Source organism: Kitasatospora sp. NEAU-69 (assembly GCF_057158765.1).
Genome location: NZ_JBWXUE010000031.1, coordinates 48,770 through 71,849, shown reverse-complemented (window position 1 = coordinate 71,849; position 23,080 = coordinate 48,770). Strand labels below are relative to the sequence as shown.

Genomic DNA, 23,080 nt, shown 5'->3' with positions numbered 1-23,080 from the left:
GGGAGTCGGAGCCACCCCCCTGCCTCTCCCGAGACCCTTCTCCCAGGAAACGCTCAGCTTTCTCCCAGCTTCCGCTCAGGAATCCGGAACTCGACTCCGCTGACTACTATGCAATCTCGGCCACCCGGGCACCGCTGCGCCCAGCGACCAACTGCCAGTTACCGGTGGCCAGGCACCACCCCTCACGCACCACTGCTCACGTACCACTGCCCGAGTACCGCGAGGACGCAGGGGGAGCACGGATGGAGCTGGAGCTTCGACACCTACGGGCCGTGTGCGCGATCGCGGCCACCGGCAGCATCGCCCGGGCCGCGGCCGAGCTGGGCTGCTCACAGCAGGCGATGAGCACCCAACTGCGGCGGATCGAGAGCCACTTCGGCGAGCCGCTGTTCGAGCGCAACACCCTGGGCGTACGGCCGACGCGGTACGGCGCGGAGCTCGTCGCCCAGGCCCGCGACGTGCTGGCCCGCGCCGAGTCCCTCGGCCGGCGACCGGCCGAGGGGGCGACGGCGCGTCCGGTGCTGCGCCTGTCCGCCACCAACTCGCCGATCCTGCCCGGCATGGTCGGGCGACTGCGCACCGAGCTGCCCGATCTGCCGCTGACCGTGAACAGCGTCTACGCGTCCTCCCAGATGGTCGAGTTGCTGGAGAGCGGCCGGCTCGACGCCGCGATCGGCGTGGACTACCCGGGGCTCGAACTGCGGCACTCCAGCGCCGTCGAGCACCGCGGGATCGTCACCGAGCCCACGTTCGTCTCGCTGCCCGCGGACCACCGGCTCAAGCACCGCGTGGAGGTCGCCCTCGCCGACCTGGCCGAGGACTCCTGGTTCCTCACCCCGGACGACGGCGCCGGCTGGCCGGGCGTCTTCTACGCGGCCTGCGCGGCCGTGGGGTTCACCCCGGCGGTGGTGCACAAGTTCCTCGGCGACCGGCTTCAGTTACAGGGCATGATCGCCGAGGGCCTCGGCGTCTCGCTGGTCCAGGCGACGATGCGGCCGATCCCCGGCGTGATCGTCAAACCCCTGCTCGGCACGCCGATCTGGTGCCGTTACCTGCTGGCCTGGCGCAAGGAGAGCGTTCCCGAGGAGCTCGCGACCGCGCTCTTCGACTCCGCCTACGCGTCGTACCGGGATCTGATCGCCCGGGCGCCGCACTTCCAGGCCTGGGCGGCGCGGACCTACCACGGGACGCTTCCGTAAAGGCACGGCAACGGGTGTTGTGGCGGGGACATTTCAATCGCTGTTTCTGATCTCGTTGTCCGGGCTGCCGCGCGGTGAGACGGTGCGTCAACCGCTTCCCCCACGGTTCGCGAAGCGGACATCGCCCCCGAAGGAGCAGTGATGCGCCACCGATCCGTCCTGCCCAGAATCCTGGCCGCAGGGACCGCGACACTCGCCCTGCTGATGGGGGCGTCGACCGTTCCGGCCCTCGCCGCGACCGGCTCGGCGACCCTCCCGCACCCGCTCCCCCACACCGCAACCGCCACCGGATCACACGGCCCAGCCACGAACGCGCCGACGGGCGCCGTCATCGGCGGCACCGACGCGGCCGCCGTCCAGCACGGCCGGCTCAGCGCCACCCAGCTCCCACCCCAGCGTCCCACGAGCTCCTCGGCGGCCGCGAAGGCAGCGGCGAAGGCGGCGAAGGCGACCGCGCACCCTGCCCCCTCCCAGGCCTGCACCCCCGCCGCCTTCGGCGCGCTGAGCGGCCCGGCGCTGGCCTCGTTCGTCGAGAGCTCGACCACCGACTGCATCAACACGCTCTTCACCATCACCGGCGCCAACGCGCAGGCGGTGTTCAAGGAGTCCCAGATGGTCTCCGTCGCGCAGGCCTACCAGAGCCTGGCGTCGAGCTACACCGGTGACGACTCGACCGGCATCTGGCAGCTCGTGCTGTTCCTGCGCGCCGGCTACTACGTCCAGTACGGCGACCCGACGGACGTCGGCTCCTACGACGCCACCCTGTCGGCCGACGTCCAGAGCGCCCTGAACACCTTCTTCGCCGACCCGAAGACCGCCACCGTCTCCGATGCCAACGGCGGCGTGCTGGGCGACGCCGTGATCCTGACCGACAGCGCGAACCTGCAGGGCGACTTCCTCAACGTCTACAAGAAGCTGCTCACCTCGTACACCAGCGCGTGGGACGCGTCGTACTACATGGACGCCGTCATCTACGACGTCTACACCCCGCTCTGGCGCGGGCAGTACAACCCGGCCTTCGTCACCGCGCTGACCGCGGATCCGAGCGTCATCGACACGCTCGACAGCTTCGCGCTCGGCCACACCGCGATGCTCGGCGGCAACAACACGTTCATGGTCGCCGACGCCGGCAACGACCTCGCGACGTACGTCCAGTTCACCGCGCTCCAGGCCAAGGTGCGGCCGCTGATGCTCGGGCTGCTGCAGGGCTCGTCGATCTCCGGCCCGACCGCCGCGCTCTGGGTCTTCGTCGCGCAGCAGGCCAACGCCTATGATGCGGCCGACTGTTCGTACTACGGCGTCTGCAACCTGGTGGCCCAGGCCACCGCGGCGGCGCTGCCGAGCACGCACGCCTGCAACCCGGAGATCACCATCCTCTCCGAGGCGCTCAGCACGAGCGACCTGAGCGCAGCGTGCAGCGAACTCGCGGGCCAGGACGCGTACTTCCAGGGCGTGGCCAAGGACAGCGGCCCGATCCCGAACCAGTACAACAACACCGACAACATCGTCGTCTTCGCGAACAACCTCGACTACCAGATCTACGGTCCGGTGATCTACGGCATCACCACCGACAACGGCGGCATCACGCTCTACAACACCCCGTCCACGCCGGGCAATCAGGACTACTCGATCCTGTACCAGGACCCCAGCCCCGACGGGTACACGGACAACATCTGGAACCTCAACTACGAGTACACCCACTTCCTCGACGCGCGCTACGACACCATGGGCACCTGGGAGCAGATGGAGACCGAGCCCAACATCTGGTGGATCGAGGGCATTTCGGGCTACATCTCCTACAGCTACCGGGGCATCACCGACACCGACGCGGTGACCGACGCCGGCGAGCACACCTACCCACTGAGCACCCTCTGGCAGACCACCTACGCCAACAGCAACGACGACCGCGTCTTCCCCTGGAGCTACCTGGCGGTGCGCTACATGCTCACCGAGCACCCCGCCGACATGCAGGCGATCCTGGGTGACTTCAGGGCCGGCAACTACACCGCCGGCTACGACTACTACGCCACCACCATCGGCACCCGCTACGACGCCGACTTCAACACCTGGCTCACCGGCATCGCGGGCACCACCTCGGGCACCCCCACGGCCGCGTTCGGCGTGACCGTCAGCGGACTGACGGCCGCCTTCACCGACCACTCCACCGAGACCGGCAGCGGCAGCATCACCGGCTGGTCCTGGAACTTCGGCGACGGCGCGACCGCCACCACGCAGAACCCCTCGCACACCTACACGGCGCCCGGCTCCTACACCGCCACCCTCACCATCACCGACACCAACGGCCAGACCGCCACCACCACCCAGCCGGTCACCCTGACCAGCCCGGTCAGCCCCTGCACGGCCGCGAACGTGCAGGAGATGGACCGCAACTGCTCCCGGGCCAACCAGACCGAGAGCGCGGGGAACCTGGACTACCTGTGGATCTACCTCCCGGCCGGCACCACCACCCTGACCGTCACCACCACCGGCGGCACCGGAACCGCCTACCTCTACTACGACCCCACCAACTGGGCCACCAGCACCAACTACACCGCCGAATCGACGAATTCGGGCACCATCCAGACCCTCACCATCACCAACACCACTGCCGGCTACCGCTACATCAGCCTGCTCGCCCACACGGCGTTCAGCGGGGTCACGGTGACCACGCAGTACTGAGCCCGCCGCAATACTGAGCTACCCAAGCGCTGAACCCGCCCCGGGACTGCCTGGCCACAACGGCCGGGCACTCCCGGGGCACTCGGGACTGCGAAGTCGAGCACGCCGACTTTACGAGTCGTCCCGCAGTGACGCGGCGCCGACGAGCTGCGATCATGCCGGCGTGGACATAGCTTTCTTCGTCGCTCCGGACGACGACACCGCCGCCGCGACCCGCAACAGGGGCCCGGGGGCGGCGCTGGCGCCTCTGACCTGCCACGACTTCTATCCCGACGACGCCACGGTCGAGTGGGCCATGTACTTCGAGGCGCCGTCTGCCGAACTTCCGCCCATCGAGGAGTTCCACAGGAGGAGCGGTCCGCGTTACGTCGCTCCCGTCGTCAACGACGGCACCGGGGTGTTCACCTTCGACCGCAGCCTGACCAGCGCGCTCGCCGGTGCCAGCCTAGGCGAACTGGACGAGCTCGCCGTTCGCTGGCACCAGAGGCTCTGGCAGGAGGACGGCGAGGAGATGACCGATGACTCCCTCTTGGAGATCCTGCAGGGAGTCGCTCAGCTTGCCGCGATCGCTTTGAATACGGATGCCGGCCTCTACTGCTGGCACTTCTGAGGCCGTGTTTGAGATCTGCCGTGTCCCGGGGCTGCAGGGACCGTTGAGGTCTGTATGGCTGGTTTCGGGGGTGGGTATCCGTCGGACCTGACGGACGAACAGTGGGCGCTGGTGGAGCCGTTACTGCCGCGAGCGCGGGTGGGTCCGAAGGGCGGGCGGCGGGAGAAGCATCCCCGGCGGCGGATCGTGGACGCGATCTTCTACGTGGTGCGCTTCGCCGGCCGCCTGGTCGAGTGGACCGCTCAGGTGCTCGGCCGCGAACTGGAAATCGCCCGCAAGGACCCCGACCAACGCGGATTTCCAAGTCCAGCCCAAGCGGTGGGCGGTAGAACGCACCTTCTCGTGGCTCACCGCCCACCGGCGCCTCGCCCGCGACTACGAGACCAGCCCGGCCCACTCCGAGACGATGATTCGATGGGCCATGATCGGCGTCATGGTCTGCCGGCTCACCCGGGGCCGTGTTGCGACGCGCCCCGGCCCATGGCCACTTGTTCGGCAGTCCTCATAGACAGTGGGCCTGGCCCCGCCGACCGCAGCCACTGTCGGCGACCTACAGAGCCAGGAACCCCTCGACCTCGCGTTTCAGGGCAGGCGGCACGTCGGCCAACTCCGAGACGATCAAGCGGACCTCCGACCTGAGTTCCGGGGACTCGCCCCAGACCTCCGCACCCCTGGTGAGCGCGGCAGCCAGCAGATCGCCCTCGTACATGTCGCCTTCCGCCAGTGGGTCACCCCGAAGGACCTCCACCGCCAGCGGCAGAAGATGGCCAAGGCCCACGTCCTGCCTGATCAGCAGCCGCAGGTCTTCGACCGTCAGGTCGCCGATCGGCTTGCGCCGAAGCTCGCGCACGGTCGCCATCAGCCGGGTTTCGTCGCCCGACGGGGCCGACCAGCAATCACGCTCAAGCTCCTCAAGCGAGCGGCCACGGTCCATGATTCGAGTCACCGACCGATCGTCCCATGTCAGATCTCAAAAGCGGTCTGAGTTAGCGTCACACGGGTTGCGTGCGAAAGCCCTTGATCGGCGGGCTCGGCGACACTCGCAGCCGGCAGGAACTGCTCGCTTCAGGAGTGAAACCGCAGGCGGACCAGAAGCGCGTCCTCGGCCAGATTGTCGAAGTAGCGGTCGGCGAAGTCGAAGTACCGGTCGCCCACCAAGGCATCGGGATCACTGGACGTACAGGCGCCGTCCAGCCAGCTGCCGTCCAGAGTGAGCAGCACGTTGGTCGGCACCACGCGGGAGACCTTGCGACGCACGTACTGCTCGCGAGTGCCGGCGTAGTGGGCGATCGGGTCCTGCATGCCGGCCCACCGGGGAACCTGTGAGCCGCTCACACGCAGGGCAGCCACCGCCCGGACGACCGGCTGCTCGAAGAACGCCGCCCGCCCCGCCCAGCCGTCCGAAGCCTGCGCGATCATGGCGCGCTCCGACAGCGCGGGTTCGAAGTCGGCTCTGAAGGCGGCCCAGCCGTCCCAGTCAGCGCCGGCCGCAGCCGCCGCTGGGGCACGATCGACGTCCAGGTCGAGCAGGCCGCGCGGCCCGCCGTCGCAGCGCCCGGCCGGCTGTGGCTCCCGGGCGCTGCCGTCGGACCAGAGCGGGTTGCGCACCAGCCGCGGGTCATCCTCGAAACCGGCGCGGACCGCCAAACCCTGTGCGCCGTCTCCGCCGAAGATGTGCCACCACTGCCACTCGCCCTGCCAGACACCATCCGGCGAAGGCTGGGCGTCATTCCAGAACGGGGCCATCGCGGCAGCCAGCGGACTCGCTTTCCTGGGTGGATCAGGACCGTTCGATGGCTCGCACGGCAGCAGTGCGAGGTCCACCCGCCGGGCTGATGATTGACGGGTGGGCCCGTGGGGGTCTGCTCAGGCCTGCGGGCGAGGCCATCGAGGATGGCACCGAGGTCGCCGGCCTGACGATCTTTCGCACGGTGCCCGGTCGGCGAGCCGAGTGGGGGGTCGGCTCGGCCTCGCCGGAACCGTCAGGCGGCCACGTCCCGGGGCGGATCGCGGTGTTCGGGCAGGGGTTGGGGATCGGATCCGGGCATCCTGAGCGTTGCGATGACGCCGAGGGCGACGACGGTGATCGCGAGCGCGAGGAGGAGTGCGAAGGTCACGCCGGTCAGGAAGTCGGCGGTACCGGGTGTCATCGGTGAACGCCGATGAGACGGTGGCCGAGGTGGGCGGCGAGGCCGTGCAGGAGTTCCTCGGCCTGCTCCCGGGTGAGGACGAGCGCGAGCTGCTCGCTCGGGCGGAGGTGGATGTCGAGGTCCACGGCCACCCGGACCTGGACCGCCGCGTCGGGGACGGCCTCGACGTCGAGATAGGCGAGCGTGGTCCGCTCGACGTATGTCGCCGGGGTGTTGAAGGGGATCACGACTCCCACGCTTCGCCCCCTTCGGCTTCGGCGCTCTGGAGGAGAGCGAGGAGGTTGAGGAGCGTGCTGACCGGGGCGTTGCCGAAGTTGACGAGGACTCGGCCGTCGACCACCCCGTTGGTGTCGGCGGAACCCCAGAGCAGGCCGAAGCGGCTGCCGCGCTCCTGGAGTTCGCGGAGCAGGGCGGTGACCTGCGGCTCGGTGTAGTCGCGCATCCGGGGGTCGGCCGGCGCGATCGGCTCGCGGTAGGGGCTCATGCGGCGGCGTCCAGCTCGAACCAGACGGCCTTGCCCCCACGCTTGCGCGGCGCGCTGCCGAACCGGTGGGTGAGCGAGCGGACGAGGTGCAGGCCCCGCCCGGAGAGCTCGTAGGGGTCGGCCGAGGCGGCGGAACGCTGCTCGGGGAGGGTGGGGCTGTCGTCGGCGACGGAGACGCGGAGGGTGCGGTCCGCCAGGAGGACGACGACCACGACGGGCGCGAGGCTGCCGCCGTGCTTCCACGCGTTGACGAAGAGCTCGTGGAGCGCGAGCTCGGCGTCGGAGATGAGGTCGGCGGGCCAGCCGGCGGTACTGAGGACGTCGCGCAGCTCCTCGCGGGCGGCGGACCAGTCGGGCGGCTCGGGCGTTCTGGGCAGGCTGAAGGTGCACATGAGGGAACCTCCGTGAGGCTGGCGGCGTGGTGTGTGGTGTGCGAGGCGGCGGATACGTCGCCGTGAGCCAGGCCAGGGCGGGACTGGTGATGCCACGCGTGGCTGCTCTGCGGTGCGAGGGCAGGAGGCGCCTACTGCCCTGGTGACAGGCGTTACTGACGATCCGTCGGATCGATGTGAGACCGACCATAGCGCAGGTCACCTAAAATTTATGGCGCCCTTCGGGAAGTTCCCTCTTTCGTGGCTACGGCGAGGCTGGGCGCTGAGGCAGACTGATCCCAGCATCCGCAGAGAGGACACCATGGCCCTTCGATCGAACCCGACCCTCCGCCAACGGCGAGTGGGCGTCGAGTTGCGGAGGATGCGGGAGCAGGCCGGCCTCGGAGGCAGCCAACTCGCCCGCCTGCTCGGCGTCGCTCCAGCTCAGATCACGCAGATCGAGACCGGGAAGACTGGCATCAGCGTGGAACGTCTCTACACTGTCGCCGAGTTGTGCATGTGCGACAACCAGCCCCTGATCGACGCGCTGGCCGACGTCATCACGGAGCGGGGAAAGGGCGGCTGGTGGGACGAGTACCAGGGAGCCCTGCCGGCCGACTTCCTGGACGTGGCAGAGCTCGAAGGCCACGCGCAGGAGATCACCAACTTCGCCATGGCCTACGTACCAGGACTACTTCAAACGCGTCCATATGCCAACTCGCTGTTCGCGAAAGGGACCCTCCCACTCCCTCAGCAAGAGATCGAACTCAGGGCAACGTTCCGCATGCGCAGGCAGCAGGAAGTCCGATCCTGCGGAACACCGTACGTGGCGCTGGTACACGAAGCCGCCCTACGTGGCCAGTACGGCGGGCGCGAGGTCCTCGCCGATCAACTCGCCTCACTTGTCAGGGACTCCGAACATCCGGGCATCTCCATCAGAGTCGTGCCTTTCGAGGCGGCCGTCCTCCCGATCCCGAGCGAGGATCTCGCCCACATGAAAGGGCCTGTGCCAGAACTGGACACGGTCCAGGCCGATGCCTCGTACGGCTCGCATATCTTCGATCAACCAGCGCAACTTGGACGCTACCGTTTGGTCCTTGACCGCATCAGATCCTTTGCTCTACTCGAAGACGAATCACGAGTCTTCATTCGCTCGATCATGAGAGAGATACAGAACAGGCATGACTAGCTCACCGTGGCAGAAGGCCAGCTACAGCGCCAACAACAACGAATGTGTCGAGGTGCGAACGGTCGACGGCCTGGTCGAACTCCGCGAGTCCGACACCGGCGACATCATCGTCCGCACCACCCCCGTCAAGTTCGCCAAGTTCCTCCAAGGCGTCAAAGCCGGCGAGTTCGACCACCACGCCGACTACGCCAACTGACCCAAAGCAACCTCTCCCCCAAGCAAGGGGATCGCTTCGCCTCCCCACCCGGTTCCTCCACGAGGGAAATGAAGGACAAGCATGACTGACACCGAGTGGCAGAAGGCCAGCTACTCCGGCTCAAGCAACGCATGCGTCGAAGTACGCACCGTCCACGGGCTAGTTGAACTCCGTGAGTCCGATACCGGCGACATCATCGTCCGCACCACCCCCGTCAAGTTCGCCAAGTTCCTCCAAGGCGTCAAAGCCGGCGAGTTCGACTATCACGCCGACTACGCCAACTGACCCGGAAGGACAGGAATGACCGACATCGAGTGGCAGAGGTCCACTTACAGCACCAACTCCAACGAGTGCGTCGAGGTGCGCACGGTCGACGGCCTGGTCGAGCTCCGCGAGTCTGACGACGGCGACATCATCGTCCGCACCACCCCCGTCAAGTTCGCCAAGTTCCTCCAGGGCGTCAAAGACGGCGAGTTCGACCACCACGCCGACTTCACCAGCTGACCTCTCCAATCTGCGAACGGCAGGTACCGTTTGATGTACACAACAGAGCCGACAGAAGCCCGCATCGAGGATGCGAGCAACATCCTGGTTGCGCCTTCGATGCCGCAAGACCATGACCTGGTCAGAGACTTCTTCGGGTCCACGATCACGCCAGAGGACCTTGCCTCCGGTTCACCCGACCTCGCGCAGAGGACCGTCTACCTCTGCGGTGACATATCCGGGATCAGCACCCACCATCTGCGCCCAGCTGCCCGGGTATTCGTCATCCGAGAGCTGTCACACGGTTACCACGAGGATGCCGACAACCAGTGGCCCATCGTCGATCTCGGCCAGGTCCCCATCCGCGTGCACGGTGTCGGCGTGTACTACCGCCGCTTCTTCGGACTCGGCGACGACCACTTCGGGCGGATCCGCGCGGAGCACGAGTTCCAGTCCCTGACGGAGTCCACCAAGCCCGGGACCGCCCACCGCAGCGGCATCTATCTGACGCCCGTCACACGAGACGGCGACGAGCTGCACTTCCGCCTGCTCCGGTGCTCCACGAATCTCTCGGGGCCGACCGAGGGCTTTCGCCCGACCGACACGCGCATCGTCGACGCCCTGAACCGCGAGGCCGCCACCGTCTTCCGGGGCCAGGCACCGCTGAATCACGTCCTCGCTCAGATCTACCACAACACCCTTGCCACGACCGAGCGCAAGCAGTCCAAGGCCAAAATCTCCGCTCATGCCGACAAGACCAAGGACATGCCCGCCAACGGCATCATGGCCTTCTGCACCTTCTATGACGGGCTCGACAAGCTGCAGCCGCTGGCCGGCGACGCCTTCGACTACGGCGTGAAGAGTGCCAGTGGGCTGACCAAACTGCACTTCCGCCTCAAGGAGCAGACCGAAGAACCAAGCGGCACAGCGCTCCCCCAGCAGTTCACCGTGACGCTCTACCCTGGCTCGGTTTTCTTCATGCCGCTCTCCACCAACCGCCTGTATTCGCACGAAATTCGGCCCTCGGCGCTGGACGCCGAACTGCTCCCGACCCGCCTGGGCTACGTGGTGCGCTGTTCGAGCGCCGAAGCCGTTCACAAGAACGGAAACACGTTCCTCAAGGTGGCCGGAGACCTGGTGGAGCTGGGGCCGCCCACACCGGCCGGCATGGACGAGCTGCGCAGGTTGTACGCCGAGGAGAACAGGACTTCGTCCTTCATCGATTACGGCGACGCATTCCTCTTCAGCATGAACACGGGAGACTACCTTGCCCCCCGAGCCTAGGATCTCGGACGAGATCCTCTCCTGCACCCTGCCGACCGACGAGAACCTCTTCGCGGAGCTGTCCACGTCGACTCGTTGGGAAGACGTGGGAAAGGGCCGGCGAGGCGCCGTGCTCACCAGGATCGACGAGGCGGGTGGCGTGCCCCTCGTACGCACCACCACCCGATACGGCAGCCCGGCGCAGAGCTTCCGCGCGGTGCACGAGCGGCTGGCGCAACGGGTCCAAGAGCGTGCGGCGCTTCCGGTCGGCTTCAACAACGCTCTCATCGAGAGCTACACGAACGCCTACAGGACCATGGGCGGCCATTCCGACCAGGCGCTCGATCTGGCCGACGAGTCGTTCATCGCCGTCTTCTCCTGCTATCAGCATCCCGAAGCGAGCCCACCGAGGAAGCTGATCTTCGAATCCAAGGGCTCCGATGATGAGAAGTTCGAGATTCCCCTTGCCCAGAACAGTATCGTCGCGTTTTCGGTCAGCTCGAATCGGCGACTCCGGCACAGAATCGTCCTGGAGGCACCCGCCCAGCCGGCGGACAACCAATGGCTGGGCGTGACCTTTCGAACGTCAAAGACGTTCGTTCGGTTTCACGACGGACAGGCATACCTCCCGCAGGGTGCGCGCCTCATGCCGGCCGACGACGAGCAGCGGCGCGAGTTCTACCAGCTACGGCGCCGCGAGAACACGGAAACGGACTTCGTCTACCCCCCGCTGACGTACACCATCAGCGAGAGCGATCTGCTGCCGCCCGTCTGACGTCGAGGACCGGTCGGGTGACCATCAGCGGCTCCCACTCACCGAGTCGGCATCCCTCCGTGTGGACTGTTGACCACCAACGGCACCGACCCTTCAGCAAGGTAGAAGTGCCCGGGGTAGTAGTCGATGTGGACATGGCCTCCGTCCTCGGCGGAGGCCATGCCACGCAAAGTGTCCGCAAGCACCGCCCTCCCGGCGGCGCCACCGCTGATCACAAGGATCTGCCGCTCGGAATCACGATGGATGAGGACTCCGGGGCCGGACGTCCTCCTGACCTCGACCCCGGTCAGGGCGTCGCTGTTCGACGGCGTGGAGCTGAGCAGCCCCTCACCCTCGGCCACCGCATCTGCCAGACGATTCAGCTCTTCTGCCGACGCCGTGAGATCCACTTCGTCGCACACGGGGTCACAGTCGAGTATCACCAGTAACACTCCCTCAAGGTTGGACTCCCATGATGCCCGCCGGTCGGGTGATCACCAGCGGCTCCCTTGTCGCTCCTGACCCTCCGGCCACGGCACATCACCCACAACTCCCTTGTCCCCCAAGGCGATCGGCTGACGCGTGACACCGGCGGCGCCTATCCTCTGCGGTACGCGATGGATGGAGAACCCATGTTCGGCCCGGCGGCCGTGGGTGGGGTTCGGAGGAGGAACTGTGACGGGTCAGCTTCTTGTGCGGTTACGCGCGGCCGACGATGACCGGGAGAGCCTCGCGCGGGCGACGGCGCAGCTGCGCGCCGAGTTGCTCCAGCTCGATGTCGAGGATGTCACCACCGTCAGCGCCGGGCCGGCGCCTGCGGGGACGCGGGGGCTGGATGTCGCCGAGATCGGCAGTCTGCTGGTGACGCTCGCCGATACGCCCGAGACGTTGCGCCGGCTGGCCGTCGCCGTGCGGGGCTGGCTGCGCCGGGACAGCGGCGAGCACAGTGCCGAACTCACCATCGGTGGCGACACCTTGGTGGTGCACGGGGTGTCCGCCGAGACGCAGGAGCGGCTGATCGAGGCGTGGCTGCGGGCCCACGACCTGGACAGCGCGGAGCGGGGCTGAGCGCGATGGCCGACCGCTTGGCGCTGATCGTGGCCAACGACGTGTACCAGAACGCGGATCTGAGCCGGCTGGCCGCTCCGGGCCATGACGCCGAGGCACTGGAGTCCGTGCTCGCCGACCCGGAAATCGGCCGGTTCGACGTCCGGGTGATCCGCAATCAGCCGTCCGACGTGATCCGGCGCGAGATCGGGGAGTTCTTCGCCGACCGCCGGCCCGACGACTTCCTGCTCCTGCACTTCTCCGGCCACGGCCTGAAGGACGCCGACGGGTCGCTCTACTTCGCCGGCACGGACACCCTGCCGACCCGGCTGAGCTGGACCGCGGTCCCGGCCGAGTACGTCAACCAGGAGATGCTCGGCAGCCGGGCCCGGCAGATCGCGCTGTTCCTGGACTGCTGCTACGGCGGCGCGTTCGCCAAGGGCATGCTTCATCGCGGCACCGGGGCCGACCCCGTCGACGTGGCGCGCGCGTTCCCGGCGCCGGCCGCCGACGGGCGCGGCCGGGTGGTGATCACCGCCTCGAGCGCGACCGAGTTCGCCTTCGAGGAAACCCAGTTGAAGGTGAGTGCGGAACTCAGCCCGTCGGTGTTCACCGGTGCCGTGGTCCAAGGCCTGCGCAGCGGAGAGGCGGACACCGGCCAGGACGGCATGGTGGACGTGGACGAGCTCTACGAGTACGTCTACGCCAGGGTGAAGGCCGCCACCGGCGACCAGACCCCGCAGAAACGGGCCGACCTGGAGGGCAAGCTGATCATCGGCTGGGTCCCGGCCGCCGTGCGCCTGGTGCCCGGCGAACTGCCGGAGGACCTGGTCGCCAGGGTGCGGGCCGCGCAGCCCGCCGACCAGCCGCTCGCCGGCGTCCGCGAGTTGCGCCGGATCCTGCTCGACGAGGACCACCGGGCTGCCGTCGGTGCGCTGGAGCTGCTCCGTGAGCTGACCGGCGACGACAGCAAGCAGGTCTCCATGGCAGCGGCGGCGACCCTGACCGAGGCCCAGCTCAAGGCGCTGCCCGGCCGGATCGACCTGCCGCCGATCCGCCGCGGGGAACCGACGCCCCCGCACACCGTCCAGCTGGTGGGATCGCCGCTGGCCCGGGTCTTCCAGGCCACCACGACCGCCCGCTGGCTGCGGGTGGAGCAGAGCGAGCCCACCGACCCGGCCGGCGCCTGGATCCGGGTGACCGTCGTGCCCGGTGCGCTGCCGGACCAGGCGGGGGCGCTGGAGGGCTCGATCACCCTGCGCAACCGCCTCGGCGAGGTCGAGGTGCCCGTCCGGGCCGAGTCCGGCTTCGGGCCGCTGTGGCCACGGGCGGCGACGCTCGCCGAGCCACGGGCCGCCTGGGCCCGGGACTGGCGGATCTCCACCGGTCTCGCCGCCGTGACCCTCACGGTCTGGCCGCTGGCCTCGGCCTCGGTGCTGCACGGATCGAGCCTGGTCGGGGTCGGGTACTTCGCGCTGCGGGCCGCGCTGCTCCTGCTGGGGATCTTCTGGCTGCACCGCTCGCAGGCCCGGCGCACCGTCGGACTGGGCCTGGTGTGCGCATCCGCCGTCTACTTCCTCGCCGACTCGGTGGAACTGCTGCACAGCAAGGCCGATGTGTTCGGCTGGCTGGAGTTCCTCGCGGTGCTCGGCCTGATCGCCGGGCTGGTGGTCAGCTACTGGCCGTTCGCCGCCGTACCGAGACGGCTCCCGCTGCGGCCACCGAGCAGCCGCCCGCTGGCGGGCCTGGCGCTGGCGGCGGTGGCCCTGCAGGTGGTACTGCTGTTCGTCTCCGTCTCCGCCGCCGTCGAAACGGACCTCGGCACGATGACTGGCACCATCACCGTCAGCGACATAGCCGGGCCGCTCGGCAGCGTGGTCGTGCTGGTCCCGATGAGCGCGCTGTGCGTCGCCGTCGCCATCGGCGAGGTGACGGACGCCGACCAGCGGTCCGTCATCAGCTGGGCGATCGCGGCGTACTACGGGCCCGAGTTGTACTTCCTGCTCGCCTCGCTGCTGCTCGGCTCCAGGTTCAGCTACCTCGGGGGCGACACCGGCATCACCGGCCTCGACTCGACCTGGTTCGTCCTGCTTCAGGCCGCGACCACCGGCGCGCTGCTGTTCGCCACCCTCGCCCTGCTCCAGCCCGGTCGGCTGCGGCTCGGGCGGGCTCGGTAGACCCGAGAGCTCGGGCCGGTCGTGCGCCCGACGGGTCAGGCGGCGCGGATCAGGACGAGCGATCCGTTCAGCTGGGGCCGGCGGCGCAGCTGACCGTGGCGTCCGTCCCAGGTGCCGTCTGCGAGGTCCCGCCGGAGGTGCTCGGTGTACTGCTGGGCCAGGTCCTGCTCGACGAAGCTCCAGGCCGAGCAGGAGGCGGACGGTTCCACCGGGGTCACGTCGAACGCCGCCGACTCGTACGATCCGGCCCCGGCACCCACGTTGAGCACGGTTCGGGCGCCGGCCAGTGCCTGCTCGATCAGTGCGGCGATCCGCGGCTCGGGGCGGCGGTGGGCGGCGTACGAGCCGCCGATCGTGCCGTAGTCCGCGTCACCCGCGCTGCCGTCGGCGGTTCGCTCGGTCGGCTTCGTCTGCGTGGTCTGCTCGGTCTGCTCGGTCATGAGGTTCCCTTCAGCCATGTCAGTACCTGCCCGGCGTGCTCGCCGGGCTCGTCGATCGGGTGGAACACGTGCTCGATGACGCCGTCGAGCACGATCATGGTGAGTCGCGAGTACAGCCGGTCGCCGCCGGCCTCGAAGGTCGGCAGGCCGAGGGCGGCGGCCAGCTCCAGGCCGGGATCGGAGAGCATCGCGAACGGCAGCCGCAGCCGCTCGACCACCTCGCGCTGGTACTCCACCCCTCGGCCGGACAGGCCGTACACGCCGGTGGCGCCGGCGTCGAGGAGCTCGCGATGGTGGTCGCGGAAGCCGCACGCCTCGGCCGTACAGCCGCGCGCGCCGGGGCAAGGTCAACCACCCGTGCCCGTATCCGCGTCCCACCTGTGCCGTGGTCAGCGCTCGGTGCCGCCGTGGATCCGCAGCAGCACCTGCTGGACGGCGTCCGCGCCGGCCGGGCCGCTGACCTGGAGGAGGAAGTTCTCGTCGTACCACGTGCACAGACTCCGGTTGGCGTGCTGGTCCTGGTAGCACGTGGTGGTGCCGGCGATCGGCAGCTGCGGGTGGGTGAGCGTGGCGCCGGCCGGGGTGGGGACGTTGGCGGCGAGCCAGCGCCCCACCTGGCCGTTGCTGTTGCGCGCCGTGGTCACCACCCAGATGGCGGCGCTGCCCGGGGCGTCGCCGTAGGAGGCCTGGCTCATGTCGGAGAGCCCGGAGTAGGAGAGCTTCGTCCCGTCGGTGTCCGGGTCGTCGGTGTCCGGGTCGTCCTCCGTCAAGCCGGTGGACGAGCGCAACTGGCGCTTCTGCTCGACCGTCTTCGGCAGGTTGATGGTCACCGGATCGTGCCCGCTGCCTTGCCCGCCCCCGCGCGAGCCGTTCTCCAGGTACAGCGCCCCGAGCAACACGGCCAGGGCGACCACGATCAGCAGGCAGCCCGACGGCCCGCACCCTGTGCCTGGGCTTGTACCTGTGCCTGTGCCTGCCCGGCCGGTCTCCCCCGCAGCCATCGCCAAGCCCCCCGTTTCCCCCACCCGTCAGGCCGTCAGACTGTCAGACGGCTCCCGGGCCTGCCCGGTTGCGAGCGGCCCCGGCTTCGCCGAGCCACGGACCGTACGTGCCCGACCGCTCGGGCGCTGGCCCGATCGGGTGACGGGGCCCCGGCCACCCGGCGCGGCGCCGCAGCGCCGTCTCACCACCCCGCGAGCGGCGGGCTACGGTCGGCCGCGTGACCGGTAACGACGTGATGCTGACGCTGGTGGTGGCCACAGCGCTCGGCTTCGACTTCACCAACGGCTTCCATGACACCGGCAACGCGATGGCGACCTCGATCGTCACCGGCGCACTGAGACCGCGCATAGCGGTCGCCGTCTCCTCCGTGCTCAACCTGGTGGGGGCGTTCCTGTCCACCGCCGTCGCGGCGACCATCGCCAGCGGCCTGGTCAGCGCCCAGGCGGTGACCCTGACCGTGGTGTTCGCCGGCCTGGCCGGCGCCATCCTCTGGAACCTCGCCACCTGGTACATCGGTATCCCCTCCAGCTCCTCGCACGCGCTGATCGGGGGTGTGGTCGGGGCCACCATGGCCGCGGCCGGCGGATCGGCCGTCAAGTGGCAGGGCCTGGTCTCCAAGGTGATCGTGCCCGCCGCGCTCTCGCCGTTCATCGCGGGCCTGGTCGCCGCCCTGGGCACCTACCTGGTCTACCGGATCACCCGGGGCGTGGCCGAGACCCCCCGCAGCGCGGGGTTCCGGGTCGGTCAGGTGGGCTCGGCGTCGATGGTCTCACTCGCCCACGGCACCAACGACGCGCAGAAGACCATGGGCGTCATCACCCTCGCGCTGATCGCCAACGGCTCGCTGCACGCCGGCGCGAAGTCGCCGGACTGGGTCATCGCCTCCTGTGCGGTGGCGATCAGCCTGGGCACCTACATCGGCGGTTGGCGGGTGATCCGGGCGCTCGGCAAGGGACTCGTGGAGATCGAGTCCGAGCAGGGGATGGCGAGCGAGTCGTCCTCGGCGGCCGTGATCCTGGCCTCCACCAACTTCGGCTACTCGCTCTCCACCACCCACGTGGCCACCGGGTCGATCCTGGGCTCCGGCCTGGGCAAGAAGGGTGCGGTGGTGCGCTGGCACATCGCCCGCCGGATGGTGCTCGCCTGGGTGCTCACCCTGCCGGCCGCCGCGGTGGCCGGCGCACTCGCCTTCGGCGCCGCGCACGGCATCGGCGGCACCATGGGGGTCGTGGTGATGTTCGTCGTGCTGATCCTGGCCTCGGTGGCCTTCTTCGCCGCCTCGCGCCACCCGGCCGTGACGCCGGAGAACGTGAACGCCGCCTGGACCGGCTCGGTGGTGCCCGCTCCTGCCGAGGCCGAGGTGATCTCGTGAACGCCTGGATCAACCTGAACGCGCTGTGGAAGATCCTCGTGGTCGGCCTGCTCGCCGGCGCCGGGCTGCCGGCGCTCTTCGCCGTCGGCCTGCGCGCACTGCACCCACCGGCCGGCGGACTCGGTGGACGCGGTGAACTCGGTGAACCTGGCGACGGCGGCGTCCCCGCTCCCGTCCCCTCGCCGTCGGCCTCGGCCGAGAGTGGGCCGTTCGGGCGCGTGGTCGCCGGCCTCTGCTTCGCCGTGGTGCTGGCCGCGATCGGCTGGGGCATCTCCGTCATCATCGACCACAGCTGACTGGCCGCAGCCGCGGCACATTTGTGGCTTTCGCCAGTACGACGCCCCGGCCGGCGAGAGGGAGACTTCCCGCCAGGGGGTGCGGCCCGTACCGGGGCCGGCGCCAGGGACCGAGGGGGATCAGCACGATGAGCGGTCAGCTGTACGACGAGATCGGCGAGGCGTTCGAGGGCTTCAAGAACCTCCCCCTGGCGCGCTACGCGGAGGTGCCCGGCTTCCTCTCCCTCGTCGGTGACGTGAAGGGCCGGTCCATCCTCGACCTGGCCTCCGGAACCGGCTTCTACAGCCGGGAGTTCAAGCGCCGGGGCGCATCCCACGTGCTCGGCGTCGACATATCCTCCGCGATGGTCGAGGCCGCCCAGGCCCTGGAGGACGGCGACCCGCTGGGCGTGCAGTACGAGGTCGGCGACGTCGCCGAACTGCGCACCTTCGAGGAGCCGTTCGACATCGCGGTTGCCGTCCAGTTGTTCAACTACGCCGAGGACGTCGCCACCATCGAGCGGATGTGCCGCACCATCCACCGCAGTCTCGCGAGCGGCGCCGAGTTCTTCGTCTTCACCCAGCACCCGGACCTGCGGTTCGACGGGCCGTCCCTGGCCAAGTACGGCTTCCTGTGTGAATCGCTCGGCGAGGAGACCGAGATCGGGCCGCGCGTGCGGATCACCGCACTCCTGGACCCGCCGATCTCGTTCGTCGCGAACCCGCCCAGCCGCGAGGTCCTCGAGAAGTGCCTGCGGGCGGCCGGGTTCCAGGAGATCACCTGGGTCCCCCTGGAGATCTCCCCCGCCGGCGTGCGCGAGTACGGCCAGGAGTTCTGGGACGACTTCGCCGCCAACCCCCCGCTGACGATGCTGCGCTGCCGGGCCTGAGCCCAGCCCGGCCGGGCTCCGGAGGCTGTTTCAGAGTGCTTTCAGAGGCGGTTGGCCATGCGCAGTCAACCGCCTCTTCGGCATGCTGGTTCCGCCAGTGCACGGCGCACAGCAGCGATGCGCCCACTACCCCTGGAGGACCCATGCCCGAGCTCAGTGCTGCCCGTTTACGGGTGGCCGTTCCCGCCGCACTGCTCTGCCTGGCGGTTTCCTGGATCCACGTGCAGGACCAGGGCGGCTTCCCCGGCAACAAGACACCCGGATACGTCGGCGTCGGGTACTACCTGCTGGAGGCGGCCGGAGTGGTCACCGCGCTGCTCCTGCTGGTCGCGGGCCGCGGCGCCGTGGCGGTTCCGGTATGGCTGCTGGCGGCCGGGATCGGTATCGGCCCGCTGGTCGGCTACGTGCTGTCGCGAGGTCCGGGGCTGCCCGACTACTCGGACGACAAGGGCAACTGGACCGAGCCGCTCGGCCTGGTCAGCGTGGCGGTCGAGGTGGTCCTGATCGCCGTGTCGCTGGCCGTCGTACGGACGGCGGCCGGCCGAACGCGCGGATCGCAGGTGGCCGAAGCACCGGCGCGCTGACCGGCCGCCACTGCCTCCGGCTCCGACACCGGCTCCGACACCGACGCCGAGGACCAGGGCGCGGCGGGGAGTCAGCGGCTGGTGACGCCGGTCAGCACGACGGCATCGGGCCAGCTGAAGCGCAGCTTGTCGGGGGTCCCGTTCAGCCGGGAAGGCACGCCGCCCGGGGGTGAAATCGGCACCTTTTCAACGTAGTTGCCACCCATGGCGCGATAGAACCGCTGGGCGGAGACGTTCTGCTCCTGCACCCACAGATACATGGACTTCCCGATCGCCTCGTCGGCGATGGCCTCGACGGCGCGGGCGAGCAACTCCCGTCCCACGCCGGTGCGCTGACGGTCGTGGGTGACGTGCAGGTTGTCGATCAGGCTGCCCCAGCGATCGTCCTCGTCGAAGACGACGTGCACGAAGCCCGCCAGCCCGGCCTGATCCTCGGCGACGAGCGTCATGCTGTGGGCCGGGGCGGCGAGCCGCGAAGACCACACGGACAGCCTGTCGGTGAGGATGTCGCCGTCCAGGTAGGAATCGGCATAGGCGCCACGGTAGTGCCGGCGCCAGCTGTCGGCGTGCAGCAGCGCCACCCCTTCGGCGTCGTCGGGACCTGCCATGCGCAACCGTGGCGACATCGTGCGACCCTTCCCCGTCAACTCGTATCCGTCGCTTGATGATCGCATCAGCGCCGTACCGGGCGCACTGCCGGGTCAGCGTGCGGAGTGGGGGGTGGTGACGGCTACTGGAGCTTCCACTGCTGGTTCCAGTCGTTGTTGCAGGTCCAGACGCCGAGTGCCTTGGCGTCCTCGTCGTAGGTCAGGCAGTCCTGGTCGGTGATCCGGATCTGGTACTGGCCGCCACCCTTGCTGACGAGCTGCCACTTCTGCGCGTCGGCGCCGGTCCAGGGCTTGGCCTCGGCGAAGAAGGTCTTGGTGTTCTCGGTCAGGGCAAGGCCCGAGACGGCGCTGGTGATCTCGTATCGGCCGTTGCCCGCCGGACTGAACCGCCAGGCGGAGTTCTTGGCCCCACTGGCGCCGGCCAGGATCGAGGACCCTGAGAGCACCGGACCCCGGCCGGTCTTCACCTTGGGATAGCGCAGCCCGGCGACGCTGTCACCGCCACCGCCACCGCCGCCGCCCTTGCCGCCGCCCTGGTGCGCGGGCACGCCGGGGGTGGCGGGGGTGCCGGTGATGGGGACGGCGTCGGTGTCGCCATTGCCGTCACTGCCGCCATCACCGTCACTGCCGCCATCGTCACCGCTCCCGTCGCCGTCGCCGTCGTCGCCACCGCCGTGCACCGGGACGGCCGGGGTGGCGGGGGTGTCGACGATCGGGGTGCCGCTGCCCTTGGCGGCCGTGATGCTGACGGCGGGGAAGTGGATGATCCGCTTGCTGTCGACGCACCGGATCAGCACGCAGGAGCGGGTGGTGCTGACGGTTCGGTCGGAGTCGTTGCCGACGAAGGCCCAGTTCCCGTAGCCGCCGTCGCCCCTGTTGGTGAAGGTCGAGTCGCCCGAGAAGACCCAGATGCGGAAGTCGTCGTAGCCGGCCGGGCCGCCTTCCGAGTCGTGGTGCTGCAGCTTGACGGTGGTGTCGACCAGCACCCCGTTCATGTCGGCTTCGTAGGTGTTGCGGAACCAGACGGTGTCATAGAGGTCGGTTCCGTCGTACTTGAACACCATGACGTTGAAGCCCGGTGCCGCAGCGCTCAGTTGGCCGGCCATCTGCTGGGTGAAGGCGGCGTTGTCGGCCTGCGCCTGGAGGGCAGCGCTGCGGAAGCCTCCGATCATGGCACCGATGGAGTTGATCAGAGCGGTGGTGCAGTTGCCGCCGCCCACGCTGCTCTGACCGTCACAGTCGGCCGCTGCGGCCCGCTGCGGCGAGGCCATCAGGCCCGCGACGGCCAGACCCGAGAGCAGGGTGCCCGCAATGGCGCGTTGGGCGGGCGTGTGGGAGCGGCGGGAGAGAGAGCGCATGCTGAAGTACCTCGATCGCTGGGCGTGCTGACGTTCGTCTACAGAGGAGTGACGATTGCTCGGATGCTAGGGCCGTCCGAACGCCCCACCCCGGACTCCTGACGCTTCCCTGATGGATCACTGATGGATCACTGACGATCTGTCGGCGAACGATGCGGTCACGATGTGAGGGCGCGACCCGGGTCGTACTTGTAGCCGACCCGCGGGCCGGGCCGGTCAGTTGCCGGCCGGTCAGTTGTCGGCGTGCCAGCCGGCGACCAGGCGGGAGGTTCCGTCGGCGCCGGCCACGGTGCGCCAGCGGGTGTGCAGCCGGACCTGCGCAGCGGCCTGCCCGTGGCCGCCCTGGCGGGCCTGCCCACGGGCCTGGCGGCGGACCTGCCAGTGGACCGGCTGGTGTGCGGCCCGGTCGGCGGCGATCGCCAGCCACACCGGGCTGTCGGCGGGGCTGTCGGCGATCCGGCGGACGACACCGGCGAGCGCGGCTCGCACCCTGAGCCACCTGACGGTGGCCGCGTACCGGGCCGGTCGGGTGGACGGGCGGACATGGGCCTGGGTTTGGCCTTGGGCTTGGAAAGCGGTGAAGACGGACACGATGAGCTCACCTCGGGGAGGCCGTGGCCGATTTCGGGCACGGCAGGGCAGGACTCTGCGAGAGCGCACGCCAAAGCACCGGAACGACCGATGGCCGTACGGGAGTTGGGGAAAGGCGCAGAGCAGGGGGTTACCGCGTGCCAGCGGAGTACGAGCGCTGGCAAGGGGTTGGACAGGCGCAGGGGCAACGGTGACTCACTGGCACGCGGAAGCCCACCGATCCTGCGGCAATGCGGCGTTGATGGACAATCAGATGCGCGGGGGTGGCGTGCCGGGGCCGTCCGGGCCGGAGCGCTCCGCCTGCTCGCCGATGCAGCGGGCAGCCGCGGGCGGCAGGTCGAGGTGCTGGGCGAGCCAATCGGGGCGATGGCCCTGGAGGGTCAGCTGGTAGGCCGTGTGCACCCGGGCGTCGTACGCGACGTCGGGCGAGGTGGTGGCGGCGAAGTCGCGGGGGTCGAGCAGGTACAGCCGTGGTTCGCCGTCCTGCAGTGTCAACCGCAGGCACCCGCGGGCCCTGCCGGTGGCGGGTGCACTGAGGGGTACCGCCGGGCAGCAGGGCCCGGTGGTGGACGGCGCCCGCCCGGTCCACTGCAGGCCGAGCGCGCGCAGCAGGCGTCCGGCTCGGCGGTCGTGGTGGTGGCCGCCGCTGTGCGACGCGACCGTGGCGGACTCGCGCACGGCCGGGGTGAACGTGAGGCTGGACATGGCTGACCTCCGGGAGCACAAGGGCTGTTGGAGGGCGCGCGCAGCGCATCGACCGGGCACCCACGCCACCGTCGGGTGGATCGTGGCCAGTGTCGATCGAGGAGTCAGCGCGCGCCGATGAGAGGTGAGGACGGGCGGACGCAGGGCCGTTTACGGCCCGGACTACTGCTGTCCAATGTCTTCGCCTCCTCCCGGCCGGGGCGCGCGACGGCGCCTGATCGACACGGCAAGGAGCTCGCCGACGCACGGAAACCGCCGGCTCACCCCAACTCGTCAGAGCTTTGGCACTCCACGGCGTGATCCCACCCGGCATGGGCGGGAAGCCACTTGGGATCAACCCTTAGGTCGGGAAGATCTGTCCTGAACCTGGGCGTCTCTCGACGTCGTCGGGTCAGTGGCCTGTGTCCGTGAAGACGCCTCACCGAACGAGGTGCCTTTCTGAAACACCAGCCACTATAGACCTCAGGGCCGGCCGCGCAAGCCCGTTCCGACTCCGGCCGCCGCCTCGTCGGCTGACGTCACGTCAACTCCTGTGACCCGCACGGCCCGCCCCGCCCGCACGGCCCGCCCGGCAGCGCGCCCGGCCGCATCCCAGCCGCCGCTGCGGTCGACCTCCGGCGGGTCACGCTTCGGACCGTGGGCGCGGTTGACTG

General features: G+C 69.3%; 28 protein-coding genes, 3 pseudogenes and 1 riboswitch. Of the genes and pseudogenes, 17 read left to right on the top strand and 14 right to left on the bottom strand.

Annotated elements, in window-relative coordinates; all coding sequences use genetic code 11:
• The first annotated feature begins 242 nt into the window (after nt 1–242).
• The 5 genes and pseudogenes from AC060L_RS29450 to AC060L_RS29430 all read left to right on the top strand — a co-directional run.
• The gene (locus AC060L_RS29450; RefSeq protein WP_483801992.1) at nt 243–1,199 is read left to right on the top strand and encodes a LysR family transcriptional regulator; all 957 of its coding nucleotides are present in this window, start codon (nt 243–245) and stop codon (nt 1,197–1,199) included.
• A 141-nt stretch (nt 1,200–1,340) separates the two neighbouring features.
• Entirely contained in the window at nt 1,341–3,878 is a 2,538-nt protein-coding gene (locus AC060L_RS29445; RefSeq protein WP_483801991.1) for a collagenase, read from the top strand.
• Nucleotides 3,879–4,041: 163 nt separating this feature from the next.
• Entirely contained in the window at nt 4,042–4,488 is a 447-nt protein-coding gene (locus AC060L_RS29440; RefSeq protein ID WP_483801990.1) for a hypothetical protein, read from the top strand.
• 54 nt (nt 4,489–4,542) lie between these two features.
• Nucleotides 4,543–4,698 (top strand): annotated as a pseudogene (locus AC060L_RS29435) (transposase); the annotation flags it as partial.
• An 88-nt stretch (nt 4,699–4,786) separates the two neighbouring features.
• A pseudogene (locus AC060L_RS29430) lies at nt 4,787–4,996 on the top strand (IS5 family transposase); the annotation flags it as partial.
• A 42-nt stretch (nt 4,997–5,038) separates the two neighbouring features.
• Here the strand turns inward: AC060L_RS29430 and AC060L_RS29425 are convergent.
• From AC060L_RS29425 to AC060L_RS29400, 6 genes are all read right to left on the bottom strand, one after another.
• Nucleotides 5,039–5,434: a contact-dependent growth inhibition system immunity protein gene (locus AC060L_RS29425; protein ID WP_483801989.1), complete on the bottom strand. Its 396-nt coding sequence runs from the start codon at nt 5,432–5,434 to the stop codon at nt 5,039–5,041.
• Nucleotides 5,435–5,553: 119 nt separating this feature from the next.
• The gene (locus tag AC060L_RS29420; RefSeq protein WP_483801988.1) at nt 5,554–6,234 is read right to left on the bottom strand and encodes a hypothetical protein; all 681 of its coding nucleotides are present in this window, start codon (nt 6,232–6,234) and stop codon (nt 5,554–5,556) included.
• Between the two features lie 236 nt (nt 6,235–6,470).
• Nucleotides 6,471–6,638, bottom strand: coding sequence for a hypothetical protein (locus AC060L_RS29415; protein ID WP_483801987.1), 168 nt, complete (start codon nt 6,636–6,638; stop codon nt 6,471–6,473).
• Nucleotides 6,635–6,865, bottom strand: coding sequence for a hypothetical protein (locus AC060L_RS29410; RefSeq protein WP_483801986.1), 231 nt, complete (start codon nt 6,863–6,865; stop codon nt 6,635–6,637). Before AC060L_RS29410 ends, AC060L_RS29415 begins: the two co-directional genes overlap by 4 nt.
• Nucleotides 6,862–7,122 carry a hypothetical protein gene (locus tag AC060L_RS29405; protein WP_483801985.1) on the bottom strand — a complete coding sequence of 87 codons (261 nt, stop codon included), beginning with the start codon at nt 7,120–7,122 and terminating at the stop codon, nt 6,862–6,864. Before AC060L_RS29405 ends, AC060L_RS29410 begins: the two co-directional genes overlap by 4 nt.
• The gene (locus tag AC060L_RS29400; protein ID WP_483801984.1) at nt 7,119–7,514 is read right to left on the bottom strand and encodes an ATP-binding protein; all 396 of its coding nucleotides are present in this window, start codon (nt 7,512–7,514) and stop codon (nt 7,119–7,121) included. Before AC060L_RS29400 ends, AC060L_RS29405 begins: the two co-directional genes overlap by 4 nt.
• Before the next feature lie 211 nt (nt 7,515–7,725).
• Between AC060L_RS29400 and AC060L_RS29395 the strand changes: the two genes are divergently transcribed.
• The 6 genes from AC060L_RS29395 to AC060L_RS29370 all read left to right on the top strand — a co-directional run bounded on the left by AC060L_RS29395 (nt 7,726) and on the right by AC060L_RS29370 (nt 11,399).
• Nucleotides 7,726–8,682, top strand: a complete 957-nt coding sequence (locus tag AC060L_RS29395) for a helix-turn-helix domain-containing protein (protein WP_483801983.1) — start codon at nt 7,726–7,728, stop codon at nt 8,680–8,682.
• On the top strand, nt 8,675–8,878 hold the full coding sequence (locus tag AC060L_RS29390; RefSeq protein WP_483801982.1) for a DUF397 domain-containing protein: 204 nt from the start codon (nt 8,675–8,677) through the stop codon (nt 8,876–8,878). Before AC060L_RS29395 ends, AC060L_RS29390 begins: the two co-directional genes overlap by 8 nt.
• A gap of 81 nt (nt 8,879–8,959) precedes the next feature.
• Nucleotides 8,960–9,163 carry a DUF397 domain-containing protein gene (locus tag AC060L_RS29385; protein ID WP_483801981.1) on the top strand — a complete coding sequence of 68 codons (204 nt, stop codon included), beginning with the start codon at nt 8,960–8,962 and terminating at the stop codon, nt 9,161–9,163.
• Nucleotides 9,164–9,178: 15 nt separating this feature from the next.
• Nucleotides 9,179–9,382 carry a DUF397 domain-containing protein gene (locus tag AC060L_RS29380; protein ID WP_483801980.1) on the top strand — a complete coding sequence of 68 codons (204 nt, stop codon included), beginning with the start codon at nt 9,179–9,181 and terminating at the stop codon, nt 9,380–9,382.
• 33 nt (nt 9,383–9,415) lie between these two features.
• Nucleotides 9,416–10,645, top strand: coding sequence for a hypothetical protein (locus AC060L_RS29375; protein WP_483801979.1), 1,230 nt, complete (start codon nt 9,416–9,418; stop codon nt 10,643–10,645).
• Nucleotides 10,629–11,399 (top strand): hypothetical protein, encoded by a 771-nt coding sequence (locus AC060L_RS29370; RefSeq protein WP_483801978.1) that lies wholly within the window; start codon nt 10,629–10,631, stop codon nt 11,397–11,399. Before AC060L_RS29375 ends, AC060L_RS29370 begins: the two co-directional genes overlap by 17 nt.
• A 38-nt stretch (nt 11,400–11,437) precedes the next feature.
• Here AC060L_RS29370 and AC060L_RS29365 read toward each other — a convergent pair whose 3' ends face one another.
• On the bottom strand, nt 11,438–11,800 hold the full coding sequence (locus AC060L_RS29365) for an Imm32 family immunity protein (RefSeq protein WP_483801977.1): 363 nt from the start codon (nt 11,798–11,800) through the stop codon (nt 11,438–11,440).
• 253 nt (nt 11,801–12,053) lie between these two features.
• Between AC060L_RS29365 and AC060L_RS29360 the strand changes: the two genes are divergently transcribed.
• On the top strand, nt 12,054–12,446 hold the full coding sequence (locus tag AC060L_RS29360; RefSeq protein WP_483801976.1) for a hypothetical protein: 393 nt from the start codon (nt 12,054–12,056) through the stop codon (nt 12,444–12,446).
• Nucleotides 12,447–12,451: 5 nt separating this feature from the next.
• Nucleotides 12,452–14,602: a caspase family protein gene (locus AC060L_RS29355; RefSeq protein WP_483801975.1), complete on the top strand. Its 2,151-nt coding sequence runs from the start codon at nt 12,452–12,454 to the stop codon at nt 14,600–14,602.
• Nucleotides 14,603–14,637: 35 nt separating this feature from the next.
• Here AC060L_RS29355 and AC060L_RS29350 read toward each other — a convergent pair whose 3' ends face one another.
• From AC060L_RS29350 to AC060L_RS29340, 3 genes and pseudogenes are all read right to left on the bottom strand, one after another.
• Nucleotides 14,638–15,042: a class I SAM-dependent methyltransferase gene (locus tag AC060L_RS29350; RefSeq protein WP_483801974.1), complete on the bottom strand. Its 405-nt coding sequence runs from the start codon at nt 15,040–15,042 to the stop codon at nt 14,638–14,640.
• Nucleotides 15,039–15,314 (bottom strand): annotated as a pseudogene (locus AC060L_RS29345) (thioredoxin domain-containing protein); the annotation flags it as partial. The pseudogene AC060L_RS29345 and the gene AC060L_RS29350, both read right to left, overlap by 4 nt.
• 117 nt (nt 15,315–15,431) lie before the next feature.
• Entirely contained in the window at nt 15,432–15,956 is a 525-nt protein-coding gene (locus AC060L_RS29340) for a hypothetical protein (protein WP_483801973.1), read from the bottom strand.
• Nucleotides 15,957–16,261: 305 nt separating this feature from the next.
• Here AC060L_RS29340 and AC060L_RS29335 point away from each other — a divergent pair, with 305 nt between their 5' ends.
• The 4 genes from AC060L_RS29335 to AC060L_RS29320 all read left to right on the top strand — a co-directional run bounded on the left by AC060L_RS29335 (nt 16,262) and on the right by AC060L_RS29320 (nt 19,165).
• On the top strand, nt 16,262–17,416 hold the full coding sequence (locus AC060L_RS29335) for an anion permease (RefSeq protein ID WP_483801972.1): 1,155 nt from the start codon (nt 16,262–16,264) through the stop codon (nt 17,414–17,416).
• A complete protein-coding gene (locus AC060L_RS29330; RefSeq protein WP_483801971.1) occupies nt 17,413–17,712 on the top strand; it encodes a hypothetical protein in 300 nt (99 codons plus the stop codon). The genes AC060L_RS29335 and AC060L_RS29330 overlap by 4 nt, the downstream gene beginning before the upstream one ends.
• Before the next feature lie 128 nt (nt 17,713–17,840).
• Nucleotides 17,841–18,581 (top strand): class I SAM-dependent methyltransferase, encoded by a 741-nt coding sequence (locus tag AC060L_RS29325; protein ID WP_483801970.1) that lies wholly within the window; start codon nt 17,841–17,843, stop codon nt 18,579–18,581.
• Between the two features lie 143 nt (nt 18,582–18,724).
• Nucleotides 18,725–19,165 carry a hypothetical protein gene (locus tag AC060L_RS29320; protein WP_483801969.1) on the top strand — a complete coding sequence of 147 codons (441 nt, stop codon included), beginning with the start codon at nt 18,725–18,727 and terminating at the stop codon, nt 19,163–19,165.
• Between the two features lie 71 nt (nt 19,166–19,236).
• Here AC060L_RS29320 and AC060L_RS29315 read toward each other — a convergent pair whose 3' ends face one another.
• The 4 genes from AC060L_RS29315 to AC060L_RS29300 all read right to left on the bottom strand — a co-directional run bounded on the left by AC060L_RS29315 (nt 19,237) and on the right by AC060L_RS29300 (nt 22,427).
• Nucleotides 19,237–19,773 carry a GNAT family N-acetyltransferase gene (locus AC060L_RS29315; protein ID WP_483801968.1) on the bottom strand — a complete coding sequence of 179 codons (537 nt, stop codon included), beginning with the start codon at nt 19,771–19,773 and terminating at the stop codon, nt 19,237–19,239.
• A gap of 122 nt (nt 19,774–19,895) precedes the next feature.
• A complete protein-coding gene (locus AC060L_RS29310) occupies nt 19,896–21,131 on the bottom strand; it encodes an RICIN domain-containing protein (RefSeq protein WP_483801967.1) in 1,236 nt (411 codons plus the stop codon).
• Nucleotides 21,132–21,362: 231 nt separating this feature from the next.
• The gene (locus AC060L_RS29305; protein ID WP_483801966.1) at nt 21,363–21,722 is read right to left on the bottom strand and encodes a hypothetical protein; all 360 of its coding nucleotides are present in this window, start codon (nt 21,720–21,722) and stop codon (nt 21,363–21,365) included.
• Between the two features lie 249 nt (nt 21,723–21,971).
• On the bottom strand, nt 21,972–22,427 hold the full coding sequence (locus AC060L_RS29300) for a hypothetical protein (RefSeq protein WP_483801965.1): 456 nt from the start codon (nt 22,425–22,427) through the stop codon (nt 21,972–21,974).
• A gap of 257 nt (nt 22,428–22,684) precedes the next feature.
• Nucleotides 22,685–22,864: riboswitch (M-box (ykoK) riboswitch) on the bottom strand.
• Nucleotides 22,865–23,080 lie beyond the last annotated feature (216 nt).